Annotated in this window: 17 protein-coding genes, 1 tRNA gene and 1 pseudogene; 8 read left to right on the forward strand and 11 right to left on the reverse strand. The window is 49.9% G+C overall.

Annotation, left to right across the window (positions count from 1 at the left end; all coding sequences use genetic code 11):
• Positions 1-444 precede the first annotated feature (444 nt).
• The 3 genes from AB0A83_RS00880 to AB0A83_RS00890 all read left to right on the forward strand — a co-directional run bounded on the left by AB0A83_RS00880 (position 445) and on the right by AB0A83_RS00890 (position 6198).
• Positions 445-1134 (forward strand): SDR family oxidoreductase, encoded by a 690-nt coding sequence (locus tag AB0A83_RS00880; protein ID WP_150046115.1) that lies wholly within the window; start codon positions 445-447, stop codon positions 1132-1134.
• Positions 1135-1553: 419 nt separating this feature from the next.
• Positions 1554-5183, forward strand: a complete 3630-nt coding sequence (nifJ, locus tag AB0A83_RS00885; protein WP_367155148.1) for a pyruvate:ferredoxin (flavodoxin) oxidoreductase — start codon at positions 1554-1556, stop codon at positions 5181-5183.
• Position 5184: 1 nt separating this feature from the next.
• Positions 5185-6198, forward strand: coding sequence for a dihydroorotate dehydrogenase-like protein (locus tag AB0A83_RS00890; RefSeq protein WP_367155149.1), 1014 nt, complete (start codon positions 5185-5187; stop codon positions 6196-6198).
• 186 nt (positions 6199-6384) lie between these two features.
• Here the strand turns inward: AB0A83_RS00890 and AB0A83_RS00895 are convergent.
• Positions 6385-6911, reverse strand: a pseudogene (locus AB0A83_RS00895) (ATP-binding protein); the annotation flags it as partial.
• Between the two features lie 13 nt (positions 6912-6924).
• Here AB0A83_RS00895 and AB0A83_RS00900 point away from each other — a divergent pair.
• Both AB0A83_RS00900 and AB0A83_RS00905 read left to right on the forward strand, forming a co-directional pair.
• Complete coding sequence (locus tag AB0A83_RS00900) at positions 6925-7293, forward strand: hypothetical protein (protein WP_367155150.1); 369 nt, start codon at positions 6925-6927, stop codon at positions 7291-7293.
• Between the two features lie 233 nt (positions 7294-7526).
• Positions 7527-7602, forward strand: a tRNA-Lys gene (locus tag AB0A83_RS00905).
• Between the two features lie 369 nt (positions 7603-7971).
• Here AB0A83_RS00905 and AB0A83_RS00910 read toward each other — a convergent pair.
• From AB0A83_RS00910 to AB0A83_RS00940, 7 genes are all read right to left on the reverse strand, one after another.
• Positions 7972-8766, reverse strand: a complete 795-nt coding sequence (locus AB0A83_RS00910; RefSeq protein WP_367155151.1) for a formylglycine-generating enzyme family protein — start codon at positions 8764-8766, stop codon at positions 7972-7974.
• A 308-nt stretch (positions 8767-9074) separates the two neighbouring features.
• A complete protein-coding gene (locus AB0A83_RS00915; RefSeq protein ID WP_367155152.1) occupies positions 9075-9578 on the reverse strand; it encodes an RNA-directed DNA polymerase in 504 nt (167 codons plus the stop codon).
• A 55-nt stretch (positions 9579-9633) separates the two neighbouring features.
• Positions 9634-9783 carry a hypothetical protein gene (locus tag AB0A83_RS00920; protein WP_367155153.1) on the reverse strand — a complete coding sequence of 50 codons (150 nt, stop codon included), beginning with the start codon at positions 9781-9783 and terminating at the stop codon, positions 9634-9636.
• 274 nt (positions 9784-10057) lie between these two features.
• A complete protein-coding gene (locus AB0A83_RS00925; RefSeq protein WP_367155154.1) occupies positions 10058-10561 on the reverse strand; it encodes an HRDC domain-containing protein in 504 nt (167 codons plus the stop codon).
• A gap of 107 nt (positions 10562-10668) precedes the next feature.
• A complete protein-coding gene (locus tag AB0A83_RS00930) occupies positions 10669-13539 on the reverse strand; it encodes a formylglycine-generating enzyme family protein (RefSeq protein ID WP_367155155.1) in 2871 nt (956 codons plus the stop codon).
• Positions 13540-13550: 11 nt separating this feature from the next.
• Positions 13551-14564, reverse strand: coding sequence for an AAA family ATPase (locus AB0A83_RS00935; RefSeq protein ID WP_367155156.1), 1014 nt, complete (start codon positions 14562-14564; stop codon positions 13551-13553).
• Complete coding sequence (locus tag AB0A83_RS00940; protein ID WP_367155157.1) at positions 14557-15807, reverse strand: hypothetical protein; 1251 nt, start codon at positions 15805-15807, stop codon at positions 14557-14559. The genes AB0A83_RS00935 and AB0A83_RS00940 overlap by 8 nt, the downstream gene beginning before the upstream one ends.
• A gap of 342 nt (positions 15808-16149) precedes the next feature.
• Here AB0A83_RS00940 and AB0A83_RS00945 point away from each other — a divergent pair, with 342 nt between their 5' ends.
• The 3 genes from AB0A83_RS00945 to AB0A83_RS00955 all read left to right on the forward strand — a co-directional run bounded on the left by AB0A83_RS00945 (position 16150) and on the right by AB0A83_RS00955 (position 18019).
• Positions 16150-16404, forward strand: coding sequence for a hypothetical protein (locus tag AB0A83_RS00945; RefSeq protein WP_367155158.1), 255 nt, complete (start codon positions 16150-16152; stop codon positions 16402-16404).
• Entirely contained in the window at positions 16395-17312 is a 918-nt protein-coding gene (locus AB0A83_RS00950) for a hypothetical protein (protein WP_367155159.1), read from the forward strand. The genes AB0A83_RS00945 and AB0A83_RS00950 overlap by 10 nt, the downstream gene beginning before the upstream one ends.
• Positions 17313-17803: 491 nt before the next feature.
• Entirely contained in the window at positions 17804-18019 is a 216-nt protein-coding gene (locus tag AB0A83_RS00955; protein ID WP_367155161.1) for a hypothetical protein, read from the forward strand.
• 200 nt (positions 18020-18219) lie between these two features.
• Here AB0A83_RS00955 and AB0A83_RS00960 read toward each other — a convergent pair whose 3' ends face one another.
• The 3 genes from AB0A83_RS00960 to AB0A83_RS00970 all read right to left on the reverse strand — a co-directional run bounded on the left by AB0A83_RS00960 (position 18220) and on the right by AB0A83_RS00970 (position 25492).
• Positions 18220-22158, reverse strand: a complete 3939-nt coding sequence (locus tag AB0A83_RS00960) for a YCF48-related protein (RefSeq protein ID WP_367155162.1) — start codon at positions 22156-22158, stop codon at positions 18220-18222.
• 894 nt (positions 22159-23052) lie between these two features.
• Positions 23053-24069 carry a tyrosine-type recombinase/integrase gene (locus AB0A83_RS00965; protein WP_367155163.1) on the reverse strand — a complete coding sequence of 339 codons (1017 nt, stop codon included), beginning with the start codon at positions 24067-24069 and terminating at the stop codon, positions 23053-23055.
• Positions 24070-24529: 460 nt separating this feature from the next.
• Positions 24530-25492, reverse strand: coding sequence for a tyrosine-type recombinase/integrase (locus AB0A83_RS00970; RefSeq protein WP_367155164.1), 963 nt, complete (start codon positions 25490-25492; stop codon positions 24530-24532).
• Positions 25493-25649: the final 157 nt, after the last annotated feature.

Consider the following 25649-nt stretch of genomic DNA (forward strand, 5'->3'; position numbering starts at 1 on the left):
CGTCGCTCTTTCCGGCGACTTGTCGTTTTTCGCGGCGATGCAGCGGTTTCATGGCTGTTGGACTCGCACGGTGCTGGCGTTTCTGAGGCGGCGTTCATCGTTGCGCTTGTATGGGGTGAGCGATTTTCGAGTCTCGGCTGGCTGTGTGCTCGCCACCGGACTGGATCTGCACCGCGGATAGCGGCACCGCGGCGTGTACCGGCCGCCAGAAAGGTCACCGCTCGCCTGTTTCGGATACGCAGTAAGCATGGTCCGTACTAATCGATTCGTAAGGACATGCGTCGGCCTATCCAATCGCTTAGCTCCAAAATGCTGCCGAGCATGGGTTTGACTGCTATGTTCCCGGCCTAGAAATATTGCCGTTTCGCTGTTTGACCCGAAAATACAGCGTTCCGGAGGCAGTGGGTTACAATCATTTTCCTATCCATTAGCGGGAGGTTAGTCATGTCTAGCATTTTAGTAACCGGAGCCAACCGCGGCTTGGGTCTGGAGTTTTGCCGTCAATACGCCGCGGCCGGGTGGCGGGTGTTTGCGACTTGCCGCGAGCCTGGGGATGCGGCTGCCTTGGCGGAATTGGCAAGTCGTTTTCCGTTGTTGAGCTTGCATGCTCTGGATGTTGCAAATTTCTCGCAAATAGACGCTTTAAGTGCGGAATTGGCCGGAGAGTCGTGCGATTTGTTGCTGAATAACGCTGGAATCTACCCGGATAACAGCGGTTTGGGAAACTTGGATTATCAAGTATGGGCGCAGGCATTTTGGGTGAATACACTGGCGGCGGTAAAAATGGCCGAAGCGTTTCTTCCCCAAGTTGAGCGTAGCGAGGGTAAATTAATCGCGGCTGTCAGCAGCTTAATGGGCAGCATGACCGACAACACCAGCGGCGGCAGTTATTTGTATCGGACGAGCAAGGCCGCTTTGAATGCGGCGTACAAGAGTTTGTCCATCGATTTGCGCCCTCGCGGGGTGGGCGTGTTGATTTTGCATCCCGGTTGGGTGCAGACCGATATGGGCGGTAAAAACGCGTTGATTGACGCGAGCGAAAGCGTGGCGGGAATGCGGACGCAATTGGACGCTTTCACACTGAAGCAAACCGGGGGTTTCATTCGTTACGACGGCAGGATTGCGCCTTGGTAAGTTTGCAGGTTCAGCGAATCGTCCTTGACAGTTCGATCTCGGTTATGCACAGAGCGGAATTGTGCTCACGATAAAAAAACGCTTGACACTGCAACTCGTTGAAAAAAGTTCAAAAAAATTAAGCTATTGATATTTAAAGAGTTATTTGGCTGATAAAGTTTGCGCCAATTTAAGCTTAGCCCTTGAAATTCTAGGGGTGCAGCAAATTTTCGACACGTAATACACAAAGTTATCCACAGAATTTGTGTATATCTTTAGCCCGCTAGAACATGATTGCCGATTCGTCAAGCAGGCCTCGGTTTTTTAGCGCCGTAGCAATGGAGCGCTTGTCGGTTTGCGCTGGACTATACTTCCTAGACAAGTCGTAGGGTTATTCTTCGACTTTACCATGACGGTTTCGCAAACTACAGGAGTGTGTCATGACTACCTCTAAGACACTCACTATCGACGGCAATCAGGCGGCTGCCGCTGTCGCCCATAAATTGAACGAAGTCATCGCCATTTACCCGATTACCCCGTCGTCGCCCATGGGGGAATGGGCCGACGACTGGTCGGCGCGCGGCGTGACAAATCTCTGGGGTAGCGTACCCCAGGTCATCGAAATGCAAAGCGAGGGTGGTGCAGCGGGGGCCATTCACGGCGCGTTGCAAGCAGGCACCCTGGCGACCACGTTCACCGCGTCGCAGGGGTTGCTGCTGATGCTGCCCAACATGTACAAGATTGCCGGCGAACTAACGCCGACCGTGTTTCACATCGCGGCTCGTTCGCTGGCTTGTCAGGCCTTGTCGATCTTCGGCGACCACAGCGACGTGATGGCGGCGCGCAGTACCGGCTTTGCGATGCTGTGTTCCAACGCTCCGCAAGAAGTACAAGATTTCGCGTTGATCGCCCAGGCCGCCAGCCTGGAGGGCCGAATCCCCTTCATGCACTTTTTCGACGGTTTTCGCACCTCGCACGAAGTCGCTAAATTATTCGCACTGGACGACGCAATCTTGGAGGCCATGATAGAAAAGGAATGGATTAGCGCCTTTCGCGGCCGGGCATTGACTCCCGACAAACCGGTGTTGCGCGGAACGGCGCAAAATCCGGACGTGTATTTCCAAGCGCGCGAAACGGTCAACCCGTTTTATGCGGCATTACCGGACATCGTGCAACGAGCGATGGATAGGTTCGCGGATCTGAGCGGGCGCCGTTACCGTTTGTTCGAGTATGTGGGTGCGGACAATGCCGATCGAATCGTTGTCATGATGGGATCAGGCGCCGAGGCTGCCGAGGAAACCGTCGAGTTTTTGAATCGGCAAGGCGAAAACGTCGGTTTGTTGAAGGTACGCTTGTACCGGCCGTTTTCCCCCGACTATTTGTTGGCCGCGTTGCCGGCCTCGTGCCGAAAAATTGCCGTGCTGGACAGGACCAAGGAAGCGGGGGCGGACGGCGAACCGTTATATAAAGACGTGTTGACAGCCATCGCGCAAGCGGCGATGACCGGCAACGGTCGGTTTGCGCAAATGCCGGTCGTGGTAGGCGGTCGTTACGGATTATCGTCCAAAGAATTTACCCCCGGCATGGTGAAGGCCGTGTTCGACGAGTTGGCTAATGACAAACCGAAGAATCAATTCACCCTGGGTATACACGACGATGTTACCCATAGCAGCCTGGACTGGGATGCCGCTTTTCGTACCGACGCCCATGGCGGCGTGGTGCAGGCGATGTTCTACGGTTTGGGCAGCGACGGTACGGTGGGTGCCAATAAAAATACCATTAAAATCATAGGCGAAGAAACCGATTCCTATGCGCAAGGCTATTTCGTTTACGACTCCAAAAAGTCCGGCGCGGTTACGGTGTCGCATTTGCGTTTCGGGCCAAAGCCGATTAAATCGACCTATCTGATCGGCGAAAACGATGCCAATTTCATCGGTTGCCATCAAACGGTATTTCTGGACCATTACGACATGTTGGCCAACGCTGCCGATCATGCGGTGTTCTTGCTGAATACTCCGGTCGCGCCCGACGCGGTTTGGGACAGCCTACCCCTGCGCATGCAACAACAAATGCTGGATAAAAATATCCGTTTTTATGTGATAGACGGCTATCGGGTGGCGCAAGCTTGCGGCATGGGTAAGCGTATCAATACCATCATGCAGACTTGTTTTTTCGCGATCTCCGGCGTGTTGCCGCAACAGCAGGCTATAGCCGCCATCAAGCACGCGGTCGAAAAAACCTACGGGAAAAAGGGTCCGCGTATCGTGGAATTGAATTTCAAGGCCATAGACGCCACCCTGGCCGGTTTGCATAACGTGCTTTTGCCGAAACAGGCTACTGCCAGTTTCGACTTGCAAGGCCGGATCGACGAAACCGCGCCGGAATTCGTGCGGCGGGTGACCGCGGAGATCATCGCCGGCCGCGGTGATGCCCTACCAGTCAGCGCTTTGCCGGTGGACGGTACCTTTCCCACCAGTACCGCTGCTTACGAAAAACGCAATCTGGCCTTGGAAATCCCGGTATGGGAAACCGATTTATGCACCGAGTGCGGAAAATGCGCGATGGTATGCCCACATGCAGCCATACGCAGCAAAATTTATCCAACGGAAGCGCTGGCATCGGCGCCGCCGACCTTCAAGTCCGCGCCTATGCTGGGCAAGGATTTCCCGGCCGGCTTGGCGATGAGTTATCAAGTGGCGCCGGAAGATTGCACCGGTTGCAGTTTGTGCGTGGATATTTGTCCGATTCGGGACAAGTCCAACGCCAGCCGCAAGGCCTTGAACATGCGCCCGCAACCGCCGCTCCGCGAACAGGAACGGGAAAACTGGCGGTTCTTTTTGTCGCTGCCGGAGTACGACCGTACCCAAATCAAACTCAACACCATCAAAGGCGCCATGGTGTTGCAGCCTTTGTTCGAATTTTCCGGCGCTTGCGTAGGCTGCGGCGAAACGCCCTACATCAAGCTGGCTTCGCAGTTGTTCGGCGACCGTATGATAGTCGCCAATGCGACTGGCTGTTCGTCCATCTACGGCGGCAATTTGCCGACCACCCCTTGGAGCAAAAATGCCGACGGACGCGGGCCAGCCTGGAGCAATTCGCTGTTCGAAGACAATGCCGAGTTCGGCCTGGGCATGCGCTTATCCATAGACAAGCAAGCCGAATTCGCCGCCGAATTGTTGCATAGTTTACGTGAGCCCTTGGGTGGCGATACGGTCGACGCCTTATTGCAGGCGGACCAATCCGACGAGCCGGGCATTTACCAACAACGCCAACGCGTTGCCGAGCTCAAACAACGCTTGTCCGGATTGGCCGAGCCTGCCGCGCAAACCTTGCTGGAGTTGGCCGACTTTTTGTGCAAGAAAAGTGTTTGGATCATTGGCGGCGACGGTTGGGCATACGACATTGGCTACGGCGGCTTGGACCACGTGCTGGCCAGCGGCCGCAACGTCAATATTTTGGTATTGGATACCGAGGTGTATTCGAATACCGGCGGACAAACTTCCAAAGCCACGCCGCTGGGTGCGGTGGCCAAATTCGCGGCCGGCGGCAAAACCACGGCCAAAAAAGATTTGGGCTTACTGGCGATGGATTACGGCAACGTCTATGTCGCCCACGTGGCCTACGCCGGCAAGGACACGCAGACCTTGAACGCGTTTTTGGAGGCCGAAGCGCACGACGGTCCCTCCATCATTATTGCCTATGCGCCCTGCATCGCGCACGGCGTGGACATGTCCAATAACCATAGGCAACAGAATTTGGCGGTAAAAAGCGGTCACTGGCCGTTGTTTCGTTTCAATCCCAAGCGCATTGCGCAGGGCAAAAATCCGATGCAACTGGATTCGCCGGAGCCGTCGGTACCTTACCGGGAGTTTGTGATGAGCGAAACCCGCTTCAGCATGTTATGGCAATCTCACCCGGAGACTGCGGAAGCTTTTCTGGCGCAAGCGCAGCAACAGGTTAAACACCGTTATCGCTATTACAAGCAATTGTCTGAGCTGGAATGGAGCGAATCCGCCAGCGTCTTGGCGTTAAAAGCGCAAGCGGCGGCCGAAGCCGCCAAGGAGGCCTGACATGGCTGATTTATCCACCCGTTATTTGGGGCTGAATCTAGCCCATCCCTTGGTGCCGTCCGCTTCGCCTTTGACTAAGAATTTGGACTCGGCGCGGATTATGGAAGACGCCGGCGCCGCGGCTATCGTGCTGCCGTCCTTGTTCGAGGAAAAAATAGAAGCCGAAACTCAGCAAATGGAGCGCTTCTTTTTTAGCCAAAGCCTGGGGCACGGCGAGGCCGACTCGTTCCATCCCTTGCCGGAGCGGATTTTGACTTATCAAGATCAATATTTGGATGAACTGCGGCGGATAAAAGCGGCATTGGCCATTCCGGTCATCGCCAGCTTGAACGGCACCAGTGCCGGCGGCTGGATAGAATACGGCAAAGCCTTGCAGGACGCCGGGGCCGACGCCTTGGAATTGAATATTTATTATCTGGCGGCCGATTCGACCGAGTCCAGCGTCTGCGTGGAGCAGTTGTATTTGGACATTTTGCACGCATTGCGCGCGCAGGTAAGTATTCCTTTAGCACTGAAATTGTCGCCGCAATTCAGTTCGCCGATTCATTTCGCCCAGCGTCTGCAAGCGGCCGGAGCGGACGGTATCGTGCTGTTCAACCGCTTCTATCAAGCCGATATCGATTTGGATACCCTAGAGGTAGTGCCTAAATTGGAGTTGTCTACCCCCGCCGAAGCGTTGTTGCGCATCCGCTGGGCGGCATTGATGTTCGGCAGGGTCAATCTGTCGCTAGCGGTTACCGGTGGCTTTCATCATGTTGCCGACGCCATCAAAGCGTTGCTGGCCGGGGCGGACGTAGTGCAATTGTGCAGCGTGCTGTTGCAAAAAGGCCCGCATTATTTGGGCCAAATGCGTACTGAATTGGCGCAATGGCTGGACGCTCACGAATACCAGTCGGTTGCGCAACTGAAAGGGAGCGTCAGTCAACAACACGCAATAGACCCTGCCGCTTACGAACGTGCCAATTACATTCAGGTATTGGATAGTTACACCCCGGCTAGCGGGGTGTTGCGCTAGGCGTGTTGTCTCTCAATCCGGCCAAAAAAAACACAAGGTGTTGGTGCCGGGCGAAAATTGACCAACCGTACCGGTTGAAATTTGACCAGGGGGCGGAACCGGTTTTTGGGGTCAACGGCTGTGGATAAGTGTAAAGGAAACGGATAGCAATCGGGTAGTTTTGCCATCCGTTTCCCAGCGGGATTTTTAGAACGGATTCTCCTCGTACAAGATATCGTCTGGCGTTTTTCCGTTGCGTTTCGCTTTCTCTCTGGCTTGTATCCTTGCCTTGGCTTCTTCAGAGCTTTGCCGGAAGCGGTAGGATTCATTGCCGGTTTCTATGATATAGCAATGGTGCGTGAGTCGATCCGGTAAGGCGGTGGTCATTTTGGCATTGCTGAACACGTTGGATCATTCGGCAAAGGTCAAGTTGGTGGTGATCACCACACGGGTTCGCTCGTACAGTTTTGATAGTAAATGAAACAACAAAGCGCCACCATCCTTGGAAAATGGCAGATAGCCCAGTTCATCAAGAATGACCAAATCGACTTGAATCAAACGGTAGGCCAATTTGCCTTGATTGCTTGCCGCCTTTTCCCGTTCCAGTTGCGTGACCAGATCAATGGTAGAGCAGAAGCGGACACGTTTGCCGTAGTCGGTAATGGTTTTGACGCTCAAGGCAGTACCAGATGGGTTTTGCCGGTGCCTGTGCCGCCGACTAACACAACGTTATGCTTCCCGCACTGAATGGCCGCTTGTTTATGGATTCACTCACAGCTTCCCGTCATCGCTCGACGTTTGCTCTATCCGAGTTCGAGCAGCTCAATAGCCAGCCTGGGTGCCTTTACCGAGCAATTGACGACATGGTTAGAGACCGCGCGGCCTTACCGGGCAAAAAAGCGTAAACGCACCGTTCAGCGCTTGTATGAATGCTTACAGGTGGAAGACTATGTGGGTGGTTACAGTGCGGTGCCACGTTTTGTAAAGACGTGGAAAGCATCGCGTTCTGCGAGTCCGGCGATCAAACAAGCCTTCGTGCCGCTGCTGTTTCCGGCGGGCGAGACCTGTCAATTCGACTGGAGTCATGAAAACTGGAAACTTTTCAAAGCCGTTTGACATACTCCGGATAATTGGCAAAATTTCTAGCTGTTAAACTCGACTCCAGGGGCGAACTTTTGAATTCAGCGAATTTTAGAATAGCCTGACAAATAAAAGGGGGTTGGCAATATGTGGGGTCACGGATTCAGGTAAAAAGGATGCCAAGTACCCATCCAGGCTAAAAAAAGACAAATTTTGAAAATAGACTTGCAAATTTAGGTTATAGCTATATAATGTATGGATTCAACGACGGGTCGTTAGCTCAGCCGGTAGAGCACCGCACTTTTAATGCGATGGTCGTGCGTTCGAATCGCACACGACCCACCAATTAAGTCATTGGAAAACAAGCAGTTATCGATTATTCGAAGCTGCTTTTTTTATGCCCGAAATTTATGTGCGCGAGATTTACGCGACTTGAATTCCTGTTCTGTTATGCGTGATTGGACATCAGCTAACAACGCAATCCGTACATAAAAATAGTGATTTGCTGTTGCTGGCTTATTGGATGTGCGCTACGAGAACGCATATGCCGGCACCCTCGCAAAATTCCATACGTTAGCCTTGAAAGATCTGAAGGCCGACAGATGCGATGCGACTATCGAGCCGCTCCAATCGTCTCGTCGTCGCTGGCCGCCCGTCCCCCGTCCGTGTCCCGCGCGCCCGGCGCGCGTGCCCCAGCCGGCTGCCGGACTGCGCCTATCCCGACCGACCGGCTGTTGGACCTCGGGACAAGCGGAACCCGCAGTTGAGGTCCGAGCCGCCGGCACGGTCGCGGAAGCGAACGGCGGAACGGCAGAACCAGGCAAAGACGTTCCACGAGCCGCCGCGCAACACGCGGGAATCAGCCTCCGGCCCTACCGGATCGGTGACCGGCCCTTGCGGATAGGCCGCATAACCGTCCCGACACCATTCCCAGACGTTGCCGTGCATCTGGTACAAACCCCAGGCATTAGGAGGCAAGGATTTTACCGGTAGAGTATTGCGCCCCGAACAATTGACTTGCTCCGTCCTAATGGCCTCTCCAAACGAGTAAGCCGTCGCGGTGCCGGCCCGGCAAGCGTATTCCCATTGCGCTTCGCTCGGCAAACACAATTGCAATTCCGGCTGCAAGCCGTTTAGCTTAGTTAAAAATGTCTGAACGTCATTCCAGCTTACACTGTCTACCGGACGGTCCTTGCCTTTAAATTGACTGGTATTACCGCCCATCACCGCTTGCCACAAGGCTTGGCTGCACGCCGTGTCGGCCAGCCAAAAGCCTTGGCTCAACGTCACTTGGTGCTGCTGTTCATCGTCATCCCTTCCGGCTTCGCCCGGCGGCGAACCCATCAGAAATTGGCCAGGTTCTATCCAGCGAAAACATTGGCGAGCACCCTTGTAAGAAAATGCCATCCAAAAACTCCATTCGCGGTTCTCACCCATCCGTTCCTGCCCCCACTCGCTGGCCCAGCTGGCGGGAAATTCGTCGGGTATGGCGCGTAGGGTTTTATTCATTTGGAAACATTAGTAATAAAAGGGCGGCCCTCCGGCGAGCGTTTAGCACACGAAGTCTGACTAGCACGTCCGGGAGCCTTGGTTTTTGCCGATTCGGACAATGCCGAAACGGGCAGGACGAAAACCTGGTCATAAGCGCTCATTCCAACAGCGCTTTGAATTCGGGACAAGCGGAACCCGTTGTTGTGGTTCGAGTTGCCGGCATGGTTGTGGTTGCGATAGGCGGAACGGCAGTTCCTGGCATTGTCGTTCCACGAGCCGCCGCGCAACACGCGGGAATCAGCTTTGGCTTTCACCCTCATTTTATTTTATCCCGATACAGGCGGATGCAAACGAAAATTCTCCCGCCGCCACTGTTCGCTGTCGGCGCCTTTCAAAATAGCCTGTACCCCAGCGTAGGCCGATTGCAATTGTTTGGCGTCTATCCGCCCTAACCGGTATTGCCGCTCCCAAAATAGCCGACGTTGCTGGTAGCGGCGTTTTCGCCGCAAGCTCAAGCGGGTAACGCCCGGAAAAATCTGAAAGCCGCAAAAACTTAGCCCTTGCGCGCTTTTATGGATTTGCGGGAAATCCTTAACCCTTAACTGCCTTTCCTCCCGCAAATAATCGACGATCCAACTCAAAGATCGCTTGGCGGCCGCTTTATCCTCGCACCACCACACTATGTCGTCCATGTAACGGATGTTGGACCGCACTTCCGAAAGCTCCGCCAACCATCGATCCAAACCATCCAAATAATAATTAGCGAAATATTGCGAGGTCAGCGCGCCTATCGGCAATCGGCAATCCGCGATCCCGGCCGGTAACGGCAAGCAAACGCGTTAATTGCGCCGAGAAATCCGCTCCCTTAAACTTGCGATTTAATAACTACAACAAAATCGAATGATCGATGCTGGCAAAATACGAGCGGATATCGATCTTCACATACCATGGAAAGCGCTTGACCGCCTGTTCAACCGATTCCACAGCTTTATGCACGCCATAGCCTTTGCGGCAAGCGAAACTGCGGGTGGTCATGGCGTTGTCCAACACTGGGCCTGCCCAATTGATCAGTGCATGGTGAAATATGCGATCCTCGAAGCACGCTGCTTCGATAGTCCGACGCTTCGGATCGTGGATCACAAACGTTTTAGATCGGCCGTATGGCTACTTTTCGGCCATGATATCGACTGCCAATCGGTTAAGATTTGATTCTGCGTTGCTCAAGTAAGCGAAAACTTGATCGCGCTGACGCTTGCCTTTGGCCGCTTGATATAAAGCCAAATTTAAATTTGCCTGCTCGGCTATCTGCTCAAGGGTGATCCGTACCCGTTTCATCGATTCCGGTTTTCGGTTGATCCGCCCAAATAGCCGCCAATTTAGTGAGAAAATGCTGGCCATATTTTTCTATGCGCGCTTTCCCGACGCCCGGTATTTGCGCCAACTGCGTATTGTTGCTCACGCGCTGCTGCACCATAGACGCCAATTGATCGTTTGTGAATAAGGCATAGGGCGGAACGTTTTGCAACTCGGCCAGCTGTTTACCAAAATTGCGCAGTTCCAAATAGATGGCGAAGTCGGCCGCATTAAGAATTTTTTTATAATCGATTGCCGGCTGGGCTGAATGGTTCTCCGACCTAGTTAGGCTTGCCGAACCCTCCAACCAACAAACACAAACGGCCCAATAGCTGTGCTGACCGTCCATAACGAAATGCTTTTCTACGGAAACAACACGGTGGGCCAGACAAAAAGCGTTGAAATCCGCTTCCAGCCATTCGGAGTGCGTCGCGGGTATCGCAAAAAATTTATAGTGCATGCAGACGTTCCCCGGTGAATCATGGTTGGATGCCGAGTTGATTTAAAAAAACCGCAGCCCGCCCCCCGTCCGTGTCCCGCGCGCCCCAGCCAGCTGCCGGACTGCGCCTATCTGGACCAACCGACTGTTGGACCTCGGGACAAGCGGAACCCGCAGTCGCGGGAAGAGCTGCCGGCACGGTCGCGGCCGCGACAGGCGGAACGGCAGTCCCTGGCGTCGCTGATCCACGAGCCGCCGCGCAACACCCGGAAATCAGCCTCTGGCCCTACCGGATCGGTGACCGGTCCCGGCGGATAGCCCGCGTAACCGTCCCGGCACCATTCCCACATATTGCCGTGCATCTGGTACAAACCCCAGGCATTAGGAGGCAAGGATTTTACCGGTACAGTATTGCTTCCCGAAAAATTGACTTGCTCCTTCCTAATGGCATCTCCAAACGAGTAAGCCGTCGCGGTGCCGGCTCGGCAGGCGTATTCCCATTGCGCTTCGCTCGGCAAACACAGCTGCAATGCCGGCTGCAAACCGTTTAGCCTAGTTAAAAATGTTTGAACGTCATTCCAGCTTACTCCTTCTACCGGACGGTCCTTGCCTTTAAATCGACTGGTATTACCGCCCATCACCGCTTGCCACAAGGCTTGGGTGCACGCCGTATCCGCCAGCCAAAAGCCTTGGCTCAATGTCACTTCGTGCTGCTGTTCATCGTTTCCCCTTCCAGCTTCGCCTGGCGGCGAACCCATCAGAAATTGGCCAGGTTCTATCCAGCGCATGCGTAGTTTTTGGCCTAACACCTCGATATCTTCGAACAAGCCGAAGCGGTCGCGGCCTAAGCCTTTGCGATCATCGACACGGGCCGAGTAAAACCAAAATCCCGGATAACTGCGCCCTTCTGTATCGCTATCCCAGCGCGGCGCCGCAACCGGCGGATGCCAGAACCACTCGAAAATCTTGCCCTGCGCGCTTTGGGTTTGCATCAAGACCAGCCCCTGTTTCACCCCATAGCCCACCATCCAGGACGGGATTTCCTGAGCCGCACTCGCCTCAATGTGCAATACGTCGTTGTTGATCGTAACCGGGTGGACCGTCGGCTGCCGCCTGCCGGATACGGGCGTCGGCAAATCCAGCGTATGCTCGACCTCGGCTAAATCCACAGTCTGCAAGGCTGATGGCGTGCCAGTGTCCGGCAGCTGCAGCACTTGCCATTTTGATAAAACTGTTTGCCGATGCACGACATAAGGCTCAGAAAAATCGGCCTTTGACTCGGGCCTGGTCGTCAACAATAACTTGCCTCCACGTTGCAGCAAGCTTATTTCAAGCTGGTTTTGTGCCGGCGGCGCTAATTGTTGCAACAATTCGTGGTCTATTCCCTGCGGCCAAGCAAACTCGTTCTGAGCGGTGGCGTTGTCGCGCAGGCGCGATAGGATGTAGATAGCTTGTTGCTGACGGCTTAAGGCGTAGTCGCCGGAAAACGCCAAGCGCTGCCCAAAGCGCGTTGCCCAATCGTTGAGCCCGGCGTGTTCCGGATGTTCAAAACAGGCTTGCACCAAGCGCGACAGATAGCGCTCTCCTCGCTCTTTGATCGCCTCATTATTACGTTCGTCCTGATGCAATGGAATGCTGAGGCGGCTGAGCTCCGCCACGACTTCGAAATAAAACTCGTCGCAATATTGGCCGTGATAGGCGGCGATGAGCGCAATCAGCCGATTTTTTTGCTCTGGCGTTAACCGTTCGAACTGGCTTAAAAATGCGGTTAAGTGGGCGCGTTTACCTTCAGCCTGCCAGTACCAATCCTCGCCAGCGTTCGCCTGCACCTGCGATGAACGGCGCACCGCCACTTCGTAACTCACATCGGTCGCCACCGGCAACAAATAGCGTATCGCCCGTAACAGACCGGGCGCTACCCGAACGGCCGGGTAACACAAAGCCAGCAATTGCTCGAGAATGTCCGCCGAGTCGCCTTGCTCCGCTGCAGAACCCGGTATCTGCAATGGCTGCAAATCGCTGCCCCTATCCCAAACAATGCAGCGGTAAAACGGCAGCAAGCGCACATCGACCAGACGGCCGGCCACCGGTAACAACACAGTGGGCCGGATACCGTGTTGCCGTAACCGGCAGCCGAACGCCAACCAATCCAGCACCGCCTGGCGATTGTCGCTATGCAGGCCTAAATCGGACAAGATCAACAGCGGCGTGGTGCGCTCCGGCATTTGCCAGCCGGCGAAGATGGGCCGATTGCCGTGGTAACGCACGCTGACCTGACCCGGCCGGCCTTGGTAGACATATTGCACGTCCAAGCCTTCGCTACCGCTCCAATCCTGCAGTTGCTGCTGCAAAGCCCGATAATCCCGGCGAAACGGCACGGAATTAGGGTTGTTGTCGATCAACAGCCAAATTTTGCTTTGCCAGGTATAGCGCTTTTTTTTCGGCAGCTTGGCCGCTTGCCGTCCGGTCGCCAACCAATCCGCCAGTTTGCCTTCGTCCAAGCGAGTTCCCGGCACCTGTCCGCCCAAGCTCTTTAACAACATTGGTAACAATCGGCTCCAGGGCAGCAACGGCGGATCGACGACTTTGATTTTATGGCAAGCCGGCACCTCGCTTTTCCCCTGTTGCAACACATCGCCTTCGATTTGGGTAAACCATTCTCGTGCCTGCTCGGAGTCTTCGGCTTCCCGGGTTTTTTCCAGGCGGATCAAGCGGAAATAATGGCATTGGTCCGTTGGCGGCATCGGCGCTTCTTCGATAGCCGCGACGGGCTCCGACGCTTCGCCTGCCATGGCGGGTGTTTCCGGTTGGACAACTGGCTGGCCTGACGGCGACGGCTGCGACCGATCCAGCGTAAATTTAAATAGCTTGGCGACCGCAATTTGTTGCGGCTCGGACAATGCCGGCCCGGCATACAGGCTGCACAGTAAATCCGCAAAGCCAACACTCCCTTTGGGATAAGGGCTGCCGTTACGTTGGTGCTGCCTTTCGATCTTCATCGGCGTTCCGCTTAATCGCCGAGCATCTGCGGGTATTTATGCAGCGTAAATTTGCTCACGCTGTCCAGCATGGTTTTGTGCTGTTTGCGGTCGTTTTTACCCAGCACGATGATAGCCTTGACCAGATCCAGATATTCCGCTTGACCGGGTTTGTAAATAAGGCCCTTTTCCTGCGCTCGTTCCCGCTCTCTGAACACTAATTCCGCGGCGCTTTGATAGATGTCCTTGCTGCAGGCCTTCTCAAAATGCAATTGCGCTCGCGCAACCAAGCAATCGACAAAGGCCGATTGATCTTTGGGCAAATCCAGATGCAACACCAGGCATCGTCTGACAAACGCCAACGGCAACTCGCGTTCCTCGTTGGTGGTAATCATGACCAACGGCGGCGTTGCGGTTTTCAAGCCTATGGTTTTATTCAAATGCGGAATATGCAATGCATTATTGCCCAGCAGTTCCAGCAGCGCGTTAGGTAATTCCAGATTGGCTTTATCGATCTCGTCGATTAACAGCACGCTGCCAGTGGGCTGCCAATTTTTCCGTTCGAGTTGTTCGGGCTTGCTCAAGCGATATTGGCTGTTGCTATATACTTTGCCCGCATCCTCCCAGTCGAATGCCCACCATACCGGGCCCGGCGAAATGAAGCGCATGACGTCCAGAACTTTTTGCCGGTTTTTGGCAACGACACCTTGCAGGGCTTGAGCCTCGGACAGCCGCGCTACTGCGTCGAATCGCCACAGCAAGTCCTGGCTTTCGGTATGGGCGTCTATAACTTGGTAAACAAACAGGCGATCCAAGGCGTAAGCCGCCGCCCTGGCTAATTGGCTTTTGCCGACGCCGGGCTCGCCGCGCAATAGCAGTGGCCGGCCTGTGGCTAACGCGGTACGCAAGGCGTATCGGCTATCGTCATCGAATTGATGCATGGCTCGGGGCCACGAAGAATGCTCAGGCAGCGCTTGCTGTACCGCAGTTTGTATCTTTTCGATGTCTTGGCTGATTTGGTTTAAGGTTTGTTCCGTTTCAGGCATATGCATTCCATACCTTGTAATATTCGGTAATTACTCTTTCCAAATAGGTATCGCTAAACCAGAATATTTCTTCGCTAGCATCCGATTTAAGAATTATCCAGTGTAAATGTTTGATATGCGATTTAATCCAGTCAATCACTTCGGTTTCTCCAGCAGTTCCGTCTTTAATAATCCAGAAAAAATGCTCTTTGAAGTCTATGTCGCTGCTTTGGCTCATAAACTCCATAGCTTCGTCAAGTTGTCGAGCTAATCTATTGTTCAATTTTTCTCGGTCATCCTGGGACATTTCCGAGCCCCTGGGTACATCGGGCAACGACATATTGGCATCGACTATTCCCGCCAAGGCTATCAAAAAATCGGTAATACGCGCGCCCAAATCGATATTGGGGGCGTTAGGCAGTTGATGACTCTGTTGTTTCGCCAAATTAGGCACACAGTGTGTTAACCTGGAATGCACCACTTTTACAGTATTGGGATGAAGATTCGGCAAACTATACTCTTGCGTTATACCGCCCCGTTTTTGCTCAAGCCATTGCTCCCGTATAGTGAACAACAATAATTTGCCGAGTAAGCGATCCGCGGTATTTTTTAAGGATTGAACCGCACTGCTTCCCGTTACGTCGCCGGCAATTGCTAGCAGCCGCTCTTTGAATACGGTGCGCAAAGAGTCAATTAATGTAGTTAATGAATTTTTTGTACAGCAAGCTTGAGTGAAATGGGCAGTTAACTCAATTGATGTGGGACTTTCGCTAGTGGAGTTGATTTCGGAGTGGAATCTAGTCTGCATAGCGGCAAGTAGTGTTTTATTTGCCTCCAAGTCGCTGATCAAAGAATCAGTGACTTTTTGTAGAAAATCGTTTTCGTTATTTTGCTTGTTTTTGTAAACTTTCCAATCATGTTCTGAAAAATCCAGAACTGTCATCAATGCTTCTAGGGTTTGTTTCTCTGGCTTAGATGGAATTTCCTTTATTTTGAAATAGCGCTTAAATTGTGTCTTTGCTGCGTCACGTGGATTTGTTGATTGAGCATCTTTAATATCTTCTAACGCATCTATAACTAAGTTTTCCGCTATTTTAGAAGCCTCAGCTAATTTTTTTTCCCACGCTCGCTTTGCATTATCATCCGAGGCTTTATCTATCTCCTGCTGAAATTCTTGCGTTTTTTTCAGCTCCAAAGCTTTCAGCCGTTCATTTAAAAACTCAAAAAACCACTGCTTGTCTTGTTGCGATGGTAGTTGGATCATTTGAAAGTAAGCCTCATGTCCAGATCAATCTTTGCAATGTTGGATTATATAGTCCACTAACATATTAAAACACCAATCAGGATAAGGCCTATGTACAGGCGCCACGCCACGCGTAGACCACCCGAAGAAAAACAATTAATTTTATTGATTTATCAATCAGTTGAAGGCCAGTCAAGCTAGCCTAGCTTCTGACATAGACATGTCGATGCGCGTGTCTATATATGCGCCGGAAAATAATTTTCGACATTTCATTCAACGTCCGAATGTCCCGCCAAAATCGAAACCGCTAGCAGCAAAAAACACCAAGGCCTTGGTTTTTATTCGATTAACCGGAGTAAAACCATGAAACAAACGCATGACGCAACAAAACTAGCGAAAAGCTACCGGCTGCGCTTAGCCCTGAAAAACCGCTTTCCAAACTGGAGCCAATGGTTTTGGAGTTGGTTAACTGGCATTGCCCTACCTGGGCAAGAACCGTTGATCGTCTGGCGGCCTGAAACACGCGCCCTGGCCCTGTTTTTTCAGATCATTTTGGCGGCGTCCTTAGGTACATCGCTCATTAACCACATTGTAACGAGGATTGAATTATGGACATAGTATTCGATTTGTTGGGACTATTAGCCTGCCTAATTCTTTTGGGCAACGCGCAGTTGTATGCGGCCTCGGTGTTGATACACCACACCGGCCACGGACACGGCGCGAAGCCGCGCTGGTTTGGCAAACTCCTCGCCGAGTTAGCCGGCATACTCACGTTGAGACAACCGCTGGAGGTATACAGAGCCACCCATGGCCTGCATCATAGCGAATCCAGATTCGCTCGCGCCGGCTTAGACCCAGATGCGAGTTTTGTGCAAAAACAAGGCTTTCAACTGGGAGATAGCGTTTGGCTATCGTACTGGAAGCTGTTAAGACTGGTGTTGAACGTTAAACTGCAATACAAGCTGATTAAAAAACGGTTGACTTTGACCTTCGCCTGGCAAGACGGGCGTTTGCGCAATGTCGCTGCTGGGATAATTTGGACAGTGATTTTGTGGACCGTCATTCACCTAGCGGTATTCTTGCCGTTCGTGATTCTACTGATTTTGGCCATGGTGGTCGGCAATTTCTCAGCGATTGCAGAACTACTCTCCCGGCATAAGTGGTTCGTTGAAATTGACGATGAAACAAACCGCCAATGGGTGCTCTCTCACGCTAGGTTTTACGGCGCATTGCCACCCGTCGAGGGTGCGTCGGTCGGAGCTTGGTTGCTTTGGTTCTCCAAGATCCTTCAGGCTGTGATCGAACGTTCGCTAGTCGGGGCTGGCGATTTGGGATGGCACATCGCTCATCATGTGCGTTGGGATCTGGATGAATATCATGGCCAGCCGGCTTGGTGTAATCCAGTTTATGCTTATTATCCGTATCTGGACCAACTAGGAAGCGAGAAAATATATTGGTCAACCGCCGAAGCTATAGATGCGTGGTTTTTGGCAATGGAAGAGCAAGACATCTCGGACGATAAATAATATCGCCGCGATTTTTATGAAAAGCCAATGCGTGCCATCAACTGGTGGCGCGCATTGCGTCAGAGTGTCATTAAAATAGAGTTTTTATCTTCGAACATTTTTTTCGTCGGTGAGCATCATCCCCGCCAAACAGACAGTTGAAGATCAGCACCTCCCGAAGAAAAGGCGTGAAAAGCTACCTCAACTGTGCCCAAGTCAGAGTGATGGTTGAGGAATAATTCAGTGTGCATCTAAAGATGATTTCCCGCTACGTATACCAGTAGCCGAAACGTTATAGGATGTCTGATCTTAACGATCAAAGCCTACAAATATTCAACGGTGTTTATTCCCTGTTTTTTGTTTGAAACTCGTCATTGAACGAAGCTAACCTGAAACTTACCGAGGGCAACCAATACAGCATGGAGACGACTGTCTTAATTGATCAAATGTTGTTCAAAGATTCAATCAATAAACCTGATACGAAGTATTGCGAGCAGATGAGGAAACTTAAAATGACAGCATTCAAAGCAAAAGATGCTTTCAATACATCTCGATCTGAATTTCTGAAAGCGATTGAAGAGTGCTCGCCAAATAATATCGAAGCGGTATCAAAAAGCACTGTAGCCACCGCCAGACTCAAATTTAGTAGCGATTTAATTGTAAAATTGAATAAATTATTAGGTGAAAATAAGGACTGGAATAAGGAGTGGTGCGAAGAAGGGCAATAGCGGTAACCCGCCCGAATAGGCGGAAAGGCGGGGTTAGCGTGTTCCGAATAAATAACAAAGAAGGGTTAGGCGCCAACTATTTCACAGATACTTATACGCCTTCACGTCGCACGAATTCTTAAAATCAACTAAATTCAGCAGATCGCAGCCTAACTAATTTTCGCCATACCCCAAATTTGATTCTTTCTCCTTCACTATCACTACATTTCCAAGTTCTTACCAGATGTAGGAAATGTCGTTAACTGTGTCCATCCATATTTTTTAGCATAAACCTGATGAACAATTCGCAACGCAGACATAAAGCCACTTGCTTGTTCGCCCAACTCCGTTACTTTTTCAATTAGTTCTCGCCAAGAATCTACGTTGTTACCGCATCGATTCGCATGGGCAAATGCTGCGAGATATTCTGCAACTGGGTCAAGAGCAAAAGTGATCATATATCCCCCGCCTACTTGCCGCTGCTCCAACACTTGATTGTCTAGTAATCTTTGCAATGGCTTCAACTCATCGCCGAGTAAGCTTTCTTTTTTTAGGGCCTTTTCTGCCTCCTGTTGGTCGACCCGCTTAGGGCGGAAATCGTCACCCATTTCGACACAAGCTAGGATACCTGCAGCTAACAGCATTTTCTCCTTTGGCAAATAGTTTTTTGATGATTCGTCGCTTGGATTAATGCTACATAAGTATTCAAAATACACATCAGGTATGTTTGCAGGCATAGATTCAAAAACATTGAGCGAAGTATCATCCAACATTTGAATTAAAGCTTTTTTAACAAATAAAGTCACCAACAATGGTGTAATCTTTTCTTCCACTCCATTGATTGTAATAGTATTAGCTAAAGAGCGAAACAAATCACCTTGCGTTTTTATGTCCTTTAGTACAAAACCATTATCTGAGCTTTCAACTAATTCCTCTATAAAACTCATCAAACTTTCAGCGCCTAAACCGATTGGTTCAATATATTTAACATTAGCTTGATTTAAGTTGATTTTATAACGAGTGGTAAAAACTGCGGAACCTAACCACCCTGGTAGGTGTTTCATAGCCTCAACACTAATTGGTTGACGTTCTGATAATCGATCCACGATAAGTAGTATCCTCTTGGTTTTGAACAAGGCATGAACAAAAGATTCAGGCAAATCATCATCACGTACTATTTCCCGAACCCTTCGCACTAACCATAGCCTCACATCAGTCACATCTTCATCTAACCACATAGGCACCATGACATGATTTGTTAGTTTTTTGGCTAATCCCCAACTACCTAATTGCGCGGCAAAGCTTGTCTTGCCAGAGCCACCAGAACCGATAACCTGTAACAAGGTATGAGAGGATAAGAAATCGTTTATAAAATCCTGTGGTCGTGGGTGACGGACAACTAACTGTGTTTCACTCCTGCGCAAAGGTAGTGGATAATAGTGCAAACGCATGACTGCATCTTCTTCTTCGAAAACCTTCTTCCATATATCGATGTTTTTCTCAATCCAAGCATCTAAAACACGGGGTCTGGTAATTAACCATGGTAGAACAGTAGCTTGCATCGCAACTTGGAAACCTTCAACCCAGCTAGGCATATTCAATTTTTGAACCCCTTCAAATATGCCTAGACGTCGATAAAGTCCTAATAGGGAAAGTGGGTTAAACCAGTATAGGATAATAAGAATAAAGAACAGGACACCAACGGTTAGGGCAGTATAGGTCAATCGAGGATCGACTAGGTAAGGAATGAGAAATGCACGTTTATCAATAGGGTAGTGCAGAGAAAAATTGCTTCCCTTGATCATAACTTCAAGGAAAAATTTCTCACCAGCAGCTAAACTGAAATTTTTTGGATCAACCACACCCTCCCAAACACTATCAATTCGATTAAGTTGTACTTGATTTAAATTTCTATGGTTTTTGAAATCCACTTCATTTCGGCCCATAGCTTCCAATTTGCAATTGGTGCTTTCCAAACACATTTCATCTGGGTCATCTAATTTCAATCGAAGCCGCAACTGACCCAAATCATTCGGTAAGGAGCGATAACCTATTTCTTTAAGCATAGGCATGAGATTTCCATCTTCGTTTAAAACTAAAATGGCTCCATACTTGCCTAATACTGCCAAACGATTAGTGCCACCAGAAATAGAATTAAAGCGAGCTTTTGTGCCGCTCGTATCAATAAACCAGCTTCTACCGTCATCGTCCGAGTGTACTATGGTTCCTTTAGTACCTACGGAAATCAAACGATCTCCTAGACCATAAATTGCTTTAAGGTCTGCTTTAGTTCCGCTGTTCACAATATTCCAGCTTTCACCGTCGTCCTCTGATCGCATGATGACACCTTTGTCACCTACGGCTATCAAGCTGGTCTCATTGCCATGAATACCATTAAAGTGTGTTTCACTGTTACTAGTTACAACCGCCCAGTGTTCTCCCCCATCCTTGGAGAGAAAGATCATTCCATAGTCACCAACCGCTATAAATCGTTCATCTTTACCATATACAGCTTGAATTCTAGAATTTGTACCAGTATCCACTAATGCCCAAGAAGAGCCTCCATCATTTGAGCGCAAAATCGCACCACCATCACCTACCGCTACCAGTCGTTTTCCATTACCGTGAATAGCAACAAGAATATGATCAATGCCCCTATTCACGGTCTTCCAATTATTGCCATTGTTGCTTGAGCGAACAATCGTTCCGTCATCACCAACCGCTATCAATTTTTCACCATCACCATATATAGCTCGAAGCCAAAATTCGCTACCACTATGGACTAATTTCCAGCTTTCTCCGCCGTCTGATGAGCGTACAATCGTTCCGTCACTGCCCGCTGCAAGCAAAATATTACCAAGACCGTATACAGCTCGAAAATTAGAGTTTGTCCCGCTAATACGATTCACCCAGGACTTTCCAGCATCATTAGACTGAGCGATAACTCCATTATCGCCCGCCACCACTATTAGGTCACCGTCACAATATATAGCACCTTTTGTACTGTGGTGAAGACCATCTGAAGCCGTCCACGTCTGACCACTATCTTCTGATATGAAAATTGACCCAGATTCACCAACCGCGACGAGATTAGGGCCATCCCCGTAAAGAGTACTTAGATTCGCATTTGTTCCTATATCTTTGTTATTCCAGGTAATTCCATTATCATCAGATCGCCAAATTTCGCCCATCCCTATAGCGACCAACCATTCCCCAGCATCATAAATGTAATTAAAATAGCCTTCGTTATTGTTAACCACCTTGTCCCAGTGTATACCCCCGTCTTCAGAACGGATGATAAACCCATCACTCAAAGCTACTAATCGATCTCCGGCACCTTTTATTGATATAAGATCACCTTCGGTGTTGCTTTCCCTCTTATTCCATGTAACGCCACCATTATCAGAGCTTATGATAGTTCCAGAATTCCCCACTGCTATAAGTCGCTTACTGTTACCATGTATTGCGTTTAGGCTTTCATCAGTATTACTAACTTCCTCAGTCCAGCTTAAGCCGCCATTCATAGAGCGCATGATAACCCCAGTGATAGAGACGGCTACCAGTCGCGTTCCTTCAAGTGTTCTTTCGCCGTGAATAGCATTGAATCGTAACCCCCGATTGAGTACATGGTCCCAATTTTTGCCACCATTGGCAGAACGCAATATATGACCATCGCCAACCACCACCAGTTGCTCATCATCGCCATAGATGGCAGTGAGCTTAACGTTAAGGTCGAGGGGGATTACCTTCCACGTATGACCATGGTCATCAGAACGTATAATGGTTCCTTTCTCACCGACAGCTACCAATTGATGGCTGTCACCGTAAATAGCAAAAAGGCTAGAATCCGAGTTACTAGCTTCTGATGACCAAGTTTTACCCCAATCCAAAGAGCGTTTTATATTTCCCCCTTCACCGACTATTACACACAATTTTTCAACAGATTGACACCAGACTCCGGACCAAGATGGGGTGATTAAATTAATGGAAAAAGTCCTACGTTCTAGTTTAGATTTTGTATGCGGTTCACCATCAATATATTGATATCCATCTTTGTCACTACATCCTTGAATCAGACATGTCATAATTAAAATTATAAATATAAAAATAATATTTGTTGGCATTCTGGCTATAAGATAGCGTGCTTTCGATTTAATCATTTGGCAATTATCCTTTTACGGGTTTAAGCGCACACCAGCGGGTTTTTAAACTTATTAATAAATCAATAATTTGAAAAATCGGCTATTCAAAATTATGTAATTTTGTAACTACTCGCTTCCATCTAGAGTCAATTGAATAGCGATGAACGGGTCACCCCCTTTATTAATTTTCTTTTGACAAGTCATTTTAATTACTCTCTCACTCAGTATCGGAGGACTTTAGCAGGCTGTTGAAAAACGCATTTTGGCAAAAAATTTGGCACAACATATTGTTTAAACCTTCTTCAATAAACTAAATATGGATTTTTCTTACTAAAATTTTTAGAAAATCAACACCTGTTAGGTATTCCTCGCGAACCATTTCAAACATCCTGTAATGAATTAAGTATAGTGATTATATTTAGCGTCCGCTTGTACATATTTTAGCAGGAGCTTCGGAAAAGCTTGAATGGCAGTATTGGTCGGGGAGGCAGTGATAATGTCATTTTGCTAGCCCAATAACGGGCAGCCGGTTGGGTGGAAAGATGCCTTAACTATTGAAATCGGATAGCGACCCCGACCGGTCGGTTATGGCCGATCCAAGGCATTCAGAATCTAGCAGGGTTTGAATCGGAACCCTTGACGGCATTTCGACCGGACTGTCTGGCGGATTTGAAGTCGAAATCAGTGGTGGTTTTGATCGAAATACACTACAAATAACAGTATTACGATTTAATTGAGCTTATAGATTCGGCAAAATGAAGTTTTAACTTATTTCGCGGTGGTATTGTCCAAAGCCAGAGAATTTCTGGCTTTCCAAAAATGCCCAAGCGAAAACATTCAAAATTCAGAGGGCCGGATCAATAGGCTGCACCCAAATGGTTTAAAGCGTTAACGCTGCCTCAGCTCAAAACACTATTGGCTATCACATAAGCGCTCGACGGCCATTTTTAACTCGGCTATTTCGGCTTGACAGTAATGGTCGGTGATTCGTTTGGATTTATGCCCTAACAAATCCTGCCGACTCTCGAAACTGACACCGACTGCTCTGAGCCGGCGGCCGAAAGTATGACGCAAATCATGCACCCGACATTGTTCCAACTCAGCGCGGGTTCTAGCCTTTCGCCAGGCATGGCCATTTAGTCGTTGAACCGGTTCGCCTTTGTACGTAAAAACATATACTGCATGTAGCCCACGTTGCTGTTCGATGATTGCTTGGGCTACGCTATTGAGCGGAACAATTCGATCCTGGCCGTTTTTAACTCGCTCACCTGGCAAGATAAAAATGCCTTGCTGCTGATCTTCCTCACTCCAGCGTAACCGCGTAAGTTCTGTTTCACGCAGTCCGGTATGTAATGCAAACATTACCATCGATTTTAGATGTTCAGGTAATTCCATTAATAGCCGTTGCTCTTCTTCGTGGCTGATCGGGTACGGTTTTCTTGAATCAGATTTCAACATTGGCAATAAAGGCGGCTCATGCAACCAAGCGTTGCCTAGCTCGTCTCGCCATAAGCGCGCAGCCAAGGTCAAAACCCGTTTAATGATGGCTAAGTCTCGGTTGATGGTGACGTCCTTTAACCCAGCTTTACGTCGTGCGGCAATAAAAGTTTCCAAAGTCCCCATATGAATACGCTCTAGGGACAGTTCACCGATAAAGGGCACCGCTGCCTTTAGACTCACAGCATCGCGATCCAAACTTTTCTTTTCGGCTATTTGCAGATACTTAGTCGCCGCTTCGATAAATGTATAGGTTTTACGTTCACCGTAAATCAATTGGCCGCGGATTTCGTTAACCCGTTTAGCTAGGTAGCGTTCCGCTTCTTCGAGATCACTTGATCCAGTACTTTCGTAAATGCGTTTTCCTTTGACGACTTTGTTGATATGCCAGTAGCCGTTGCGTTTTGTGAGGCCAGGGCTCTTTTTTGCCATGAGATTTTTTCCTGATCTATTTTGTTTAAATTCGAGGTTTGTTTAATGCGACCTGCGCGATTGATATATCCGTCCGCCCACGCATCCAATTCGTTACGGTCGAAAGCGATGCCTTGACAACCAATTGAAATTTCTGTCAGCGACGGTCTGACCTCTTGGTTAAATCGGTTTTTGTCCATACCAAGATAAAACGACGCATCGCGCAATCGAATGAATCTCGGTGGAAATGGATAGCGAAAAGAAACGTGATTTGACATGTGTTTCACCACAGTGAGTTGAGTCACTACGCTCTTTACAGTTCTGAAAATCGTGGTTTTTTTGCGCCAACAGTTAGTAACGAATATTCCAACAAACAATTTGCAACACTGGTTTCTTACCGCTTCTCAACTGATGGAATGACGAAAATGAATGAACCCTCCGTAAGTGGGGCAATAAATACATGCGGATGAATTAAGAATCATCACAACCGAAATTGCGCCATGGCTTGCCTCTGTTGTTTTTCGCCACGCCGGTCATACAACGAAGTGGTTTGTATGTGCTCGTGTCCGGCCAATTGCCGAGCGGTGTTTAAATCCACGCCGAGTTCCAATAAACGACTCACAAAAGTGCGACGTAAGTCGTGTGGTGAACACTGCGCGATGCCGGCTTGGCTGCAACGCCGCCGTAGCAGCGCATATACTTGATGCGGCGTGAGCGCTGAAAACGGTTGATTAAAACCACCTACTTTGCCGATTGATTGCGACTGATCGATTTGAACAAACATGGGGCCCGGCAGAGTTCCGCGCTTCTTTAGCCAGATTTTTAGCACCTGTTTTGCTGCTATCGGCAGTGGCAAATTTCGTGACTTTTGGCCTTTACCACAGCGAATATGTAAATCGCCTAAACGCGTATCGAAATCTGATATCTGTAACTGAACTAGCTCCGCACGCCGCAATCCGGCATACAACAAGACGGTCAATATTGCTTCGTCTCTTAGCGCCACGCGTGGGTTCGGATCGTGACGACATGCCGTCATCAAGCGTTGCACTTCCCGCGCGGTTAATTGGCGGCCTTTAGCGCTCCTCGATACCGATACATTCGCCACGGATTGCACATGTAGCCAAGCATCGTGGGGAAAAACTCCGAGCTGAAACCCAACTTTAAGAATGCCGCGCACAGCAGCTAAACAGGTATTAATGCTGTTCGCGGACAATTGCTCCGCTTGTAAAGCCGAGCGCATGCTCATCAGATCGGCATAACGTAATGACAACCAAGGCCAATGCTCTAATGGACCATGCCAGTCACAACATTCGCCGACTCGTTGCAATAACGATCGCATAGATCGGCGCCCGGACGGCGCCAAATGATCGAGATAGATTGTCAACGCGCGGTGACTGTTTTCCACGTCTATTGTCGGGAGCGATAAAGTTGCTTCCGCGTTCATACCCAACCTCCTCCGATACTAGCGAGATTAGAAATGGCCACAGGCGCTAAAGAATGCCTCACACGTGATCGACACCGCCTGCGATACGCCACACACTGCAACACGTTAATACACATTAACGTGTTCGACCGGCTAAGAAAGGCCGTTCGCCACATGT

Source organism: Methylomonas sp. HYX-M1 (assembly GCF_040741385.1).
Taxonomy (GTDB): domain Bacteria; phylum Pseudomonadota; class Gammaproteobacteria; order Methylococcales; family Methylomonadaceae; genus Methylomonas; species Methylomonas rhizoryzae.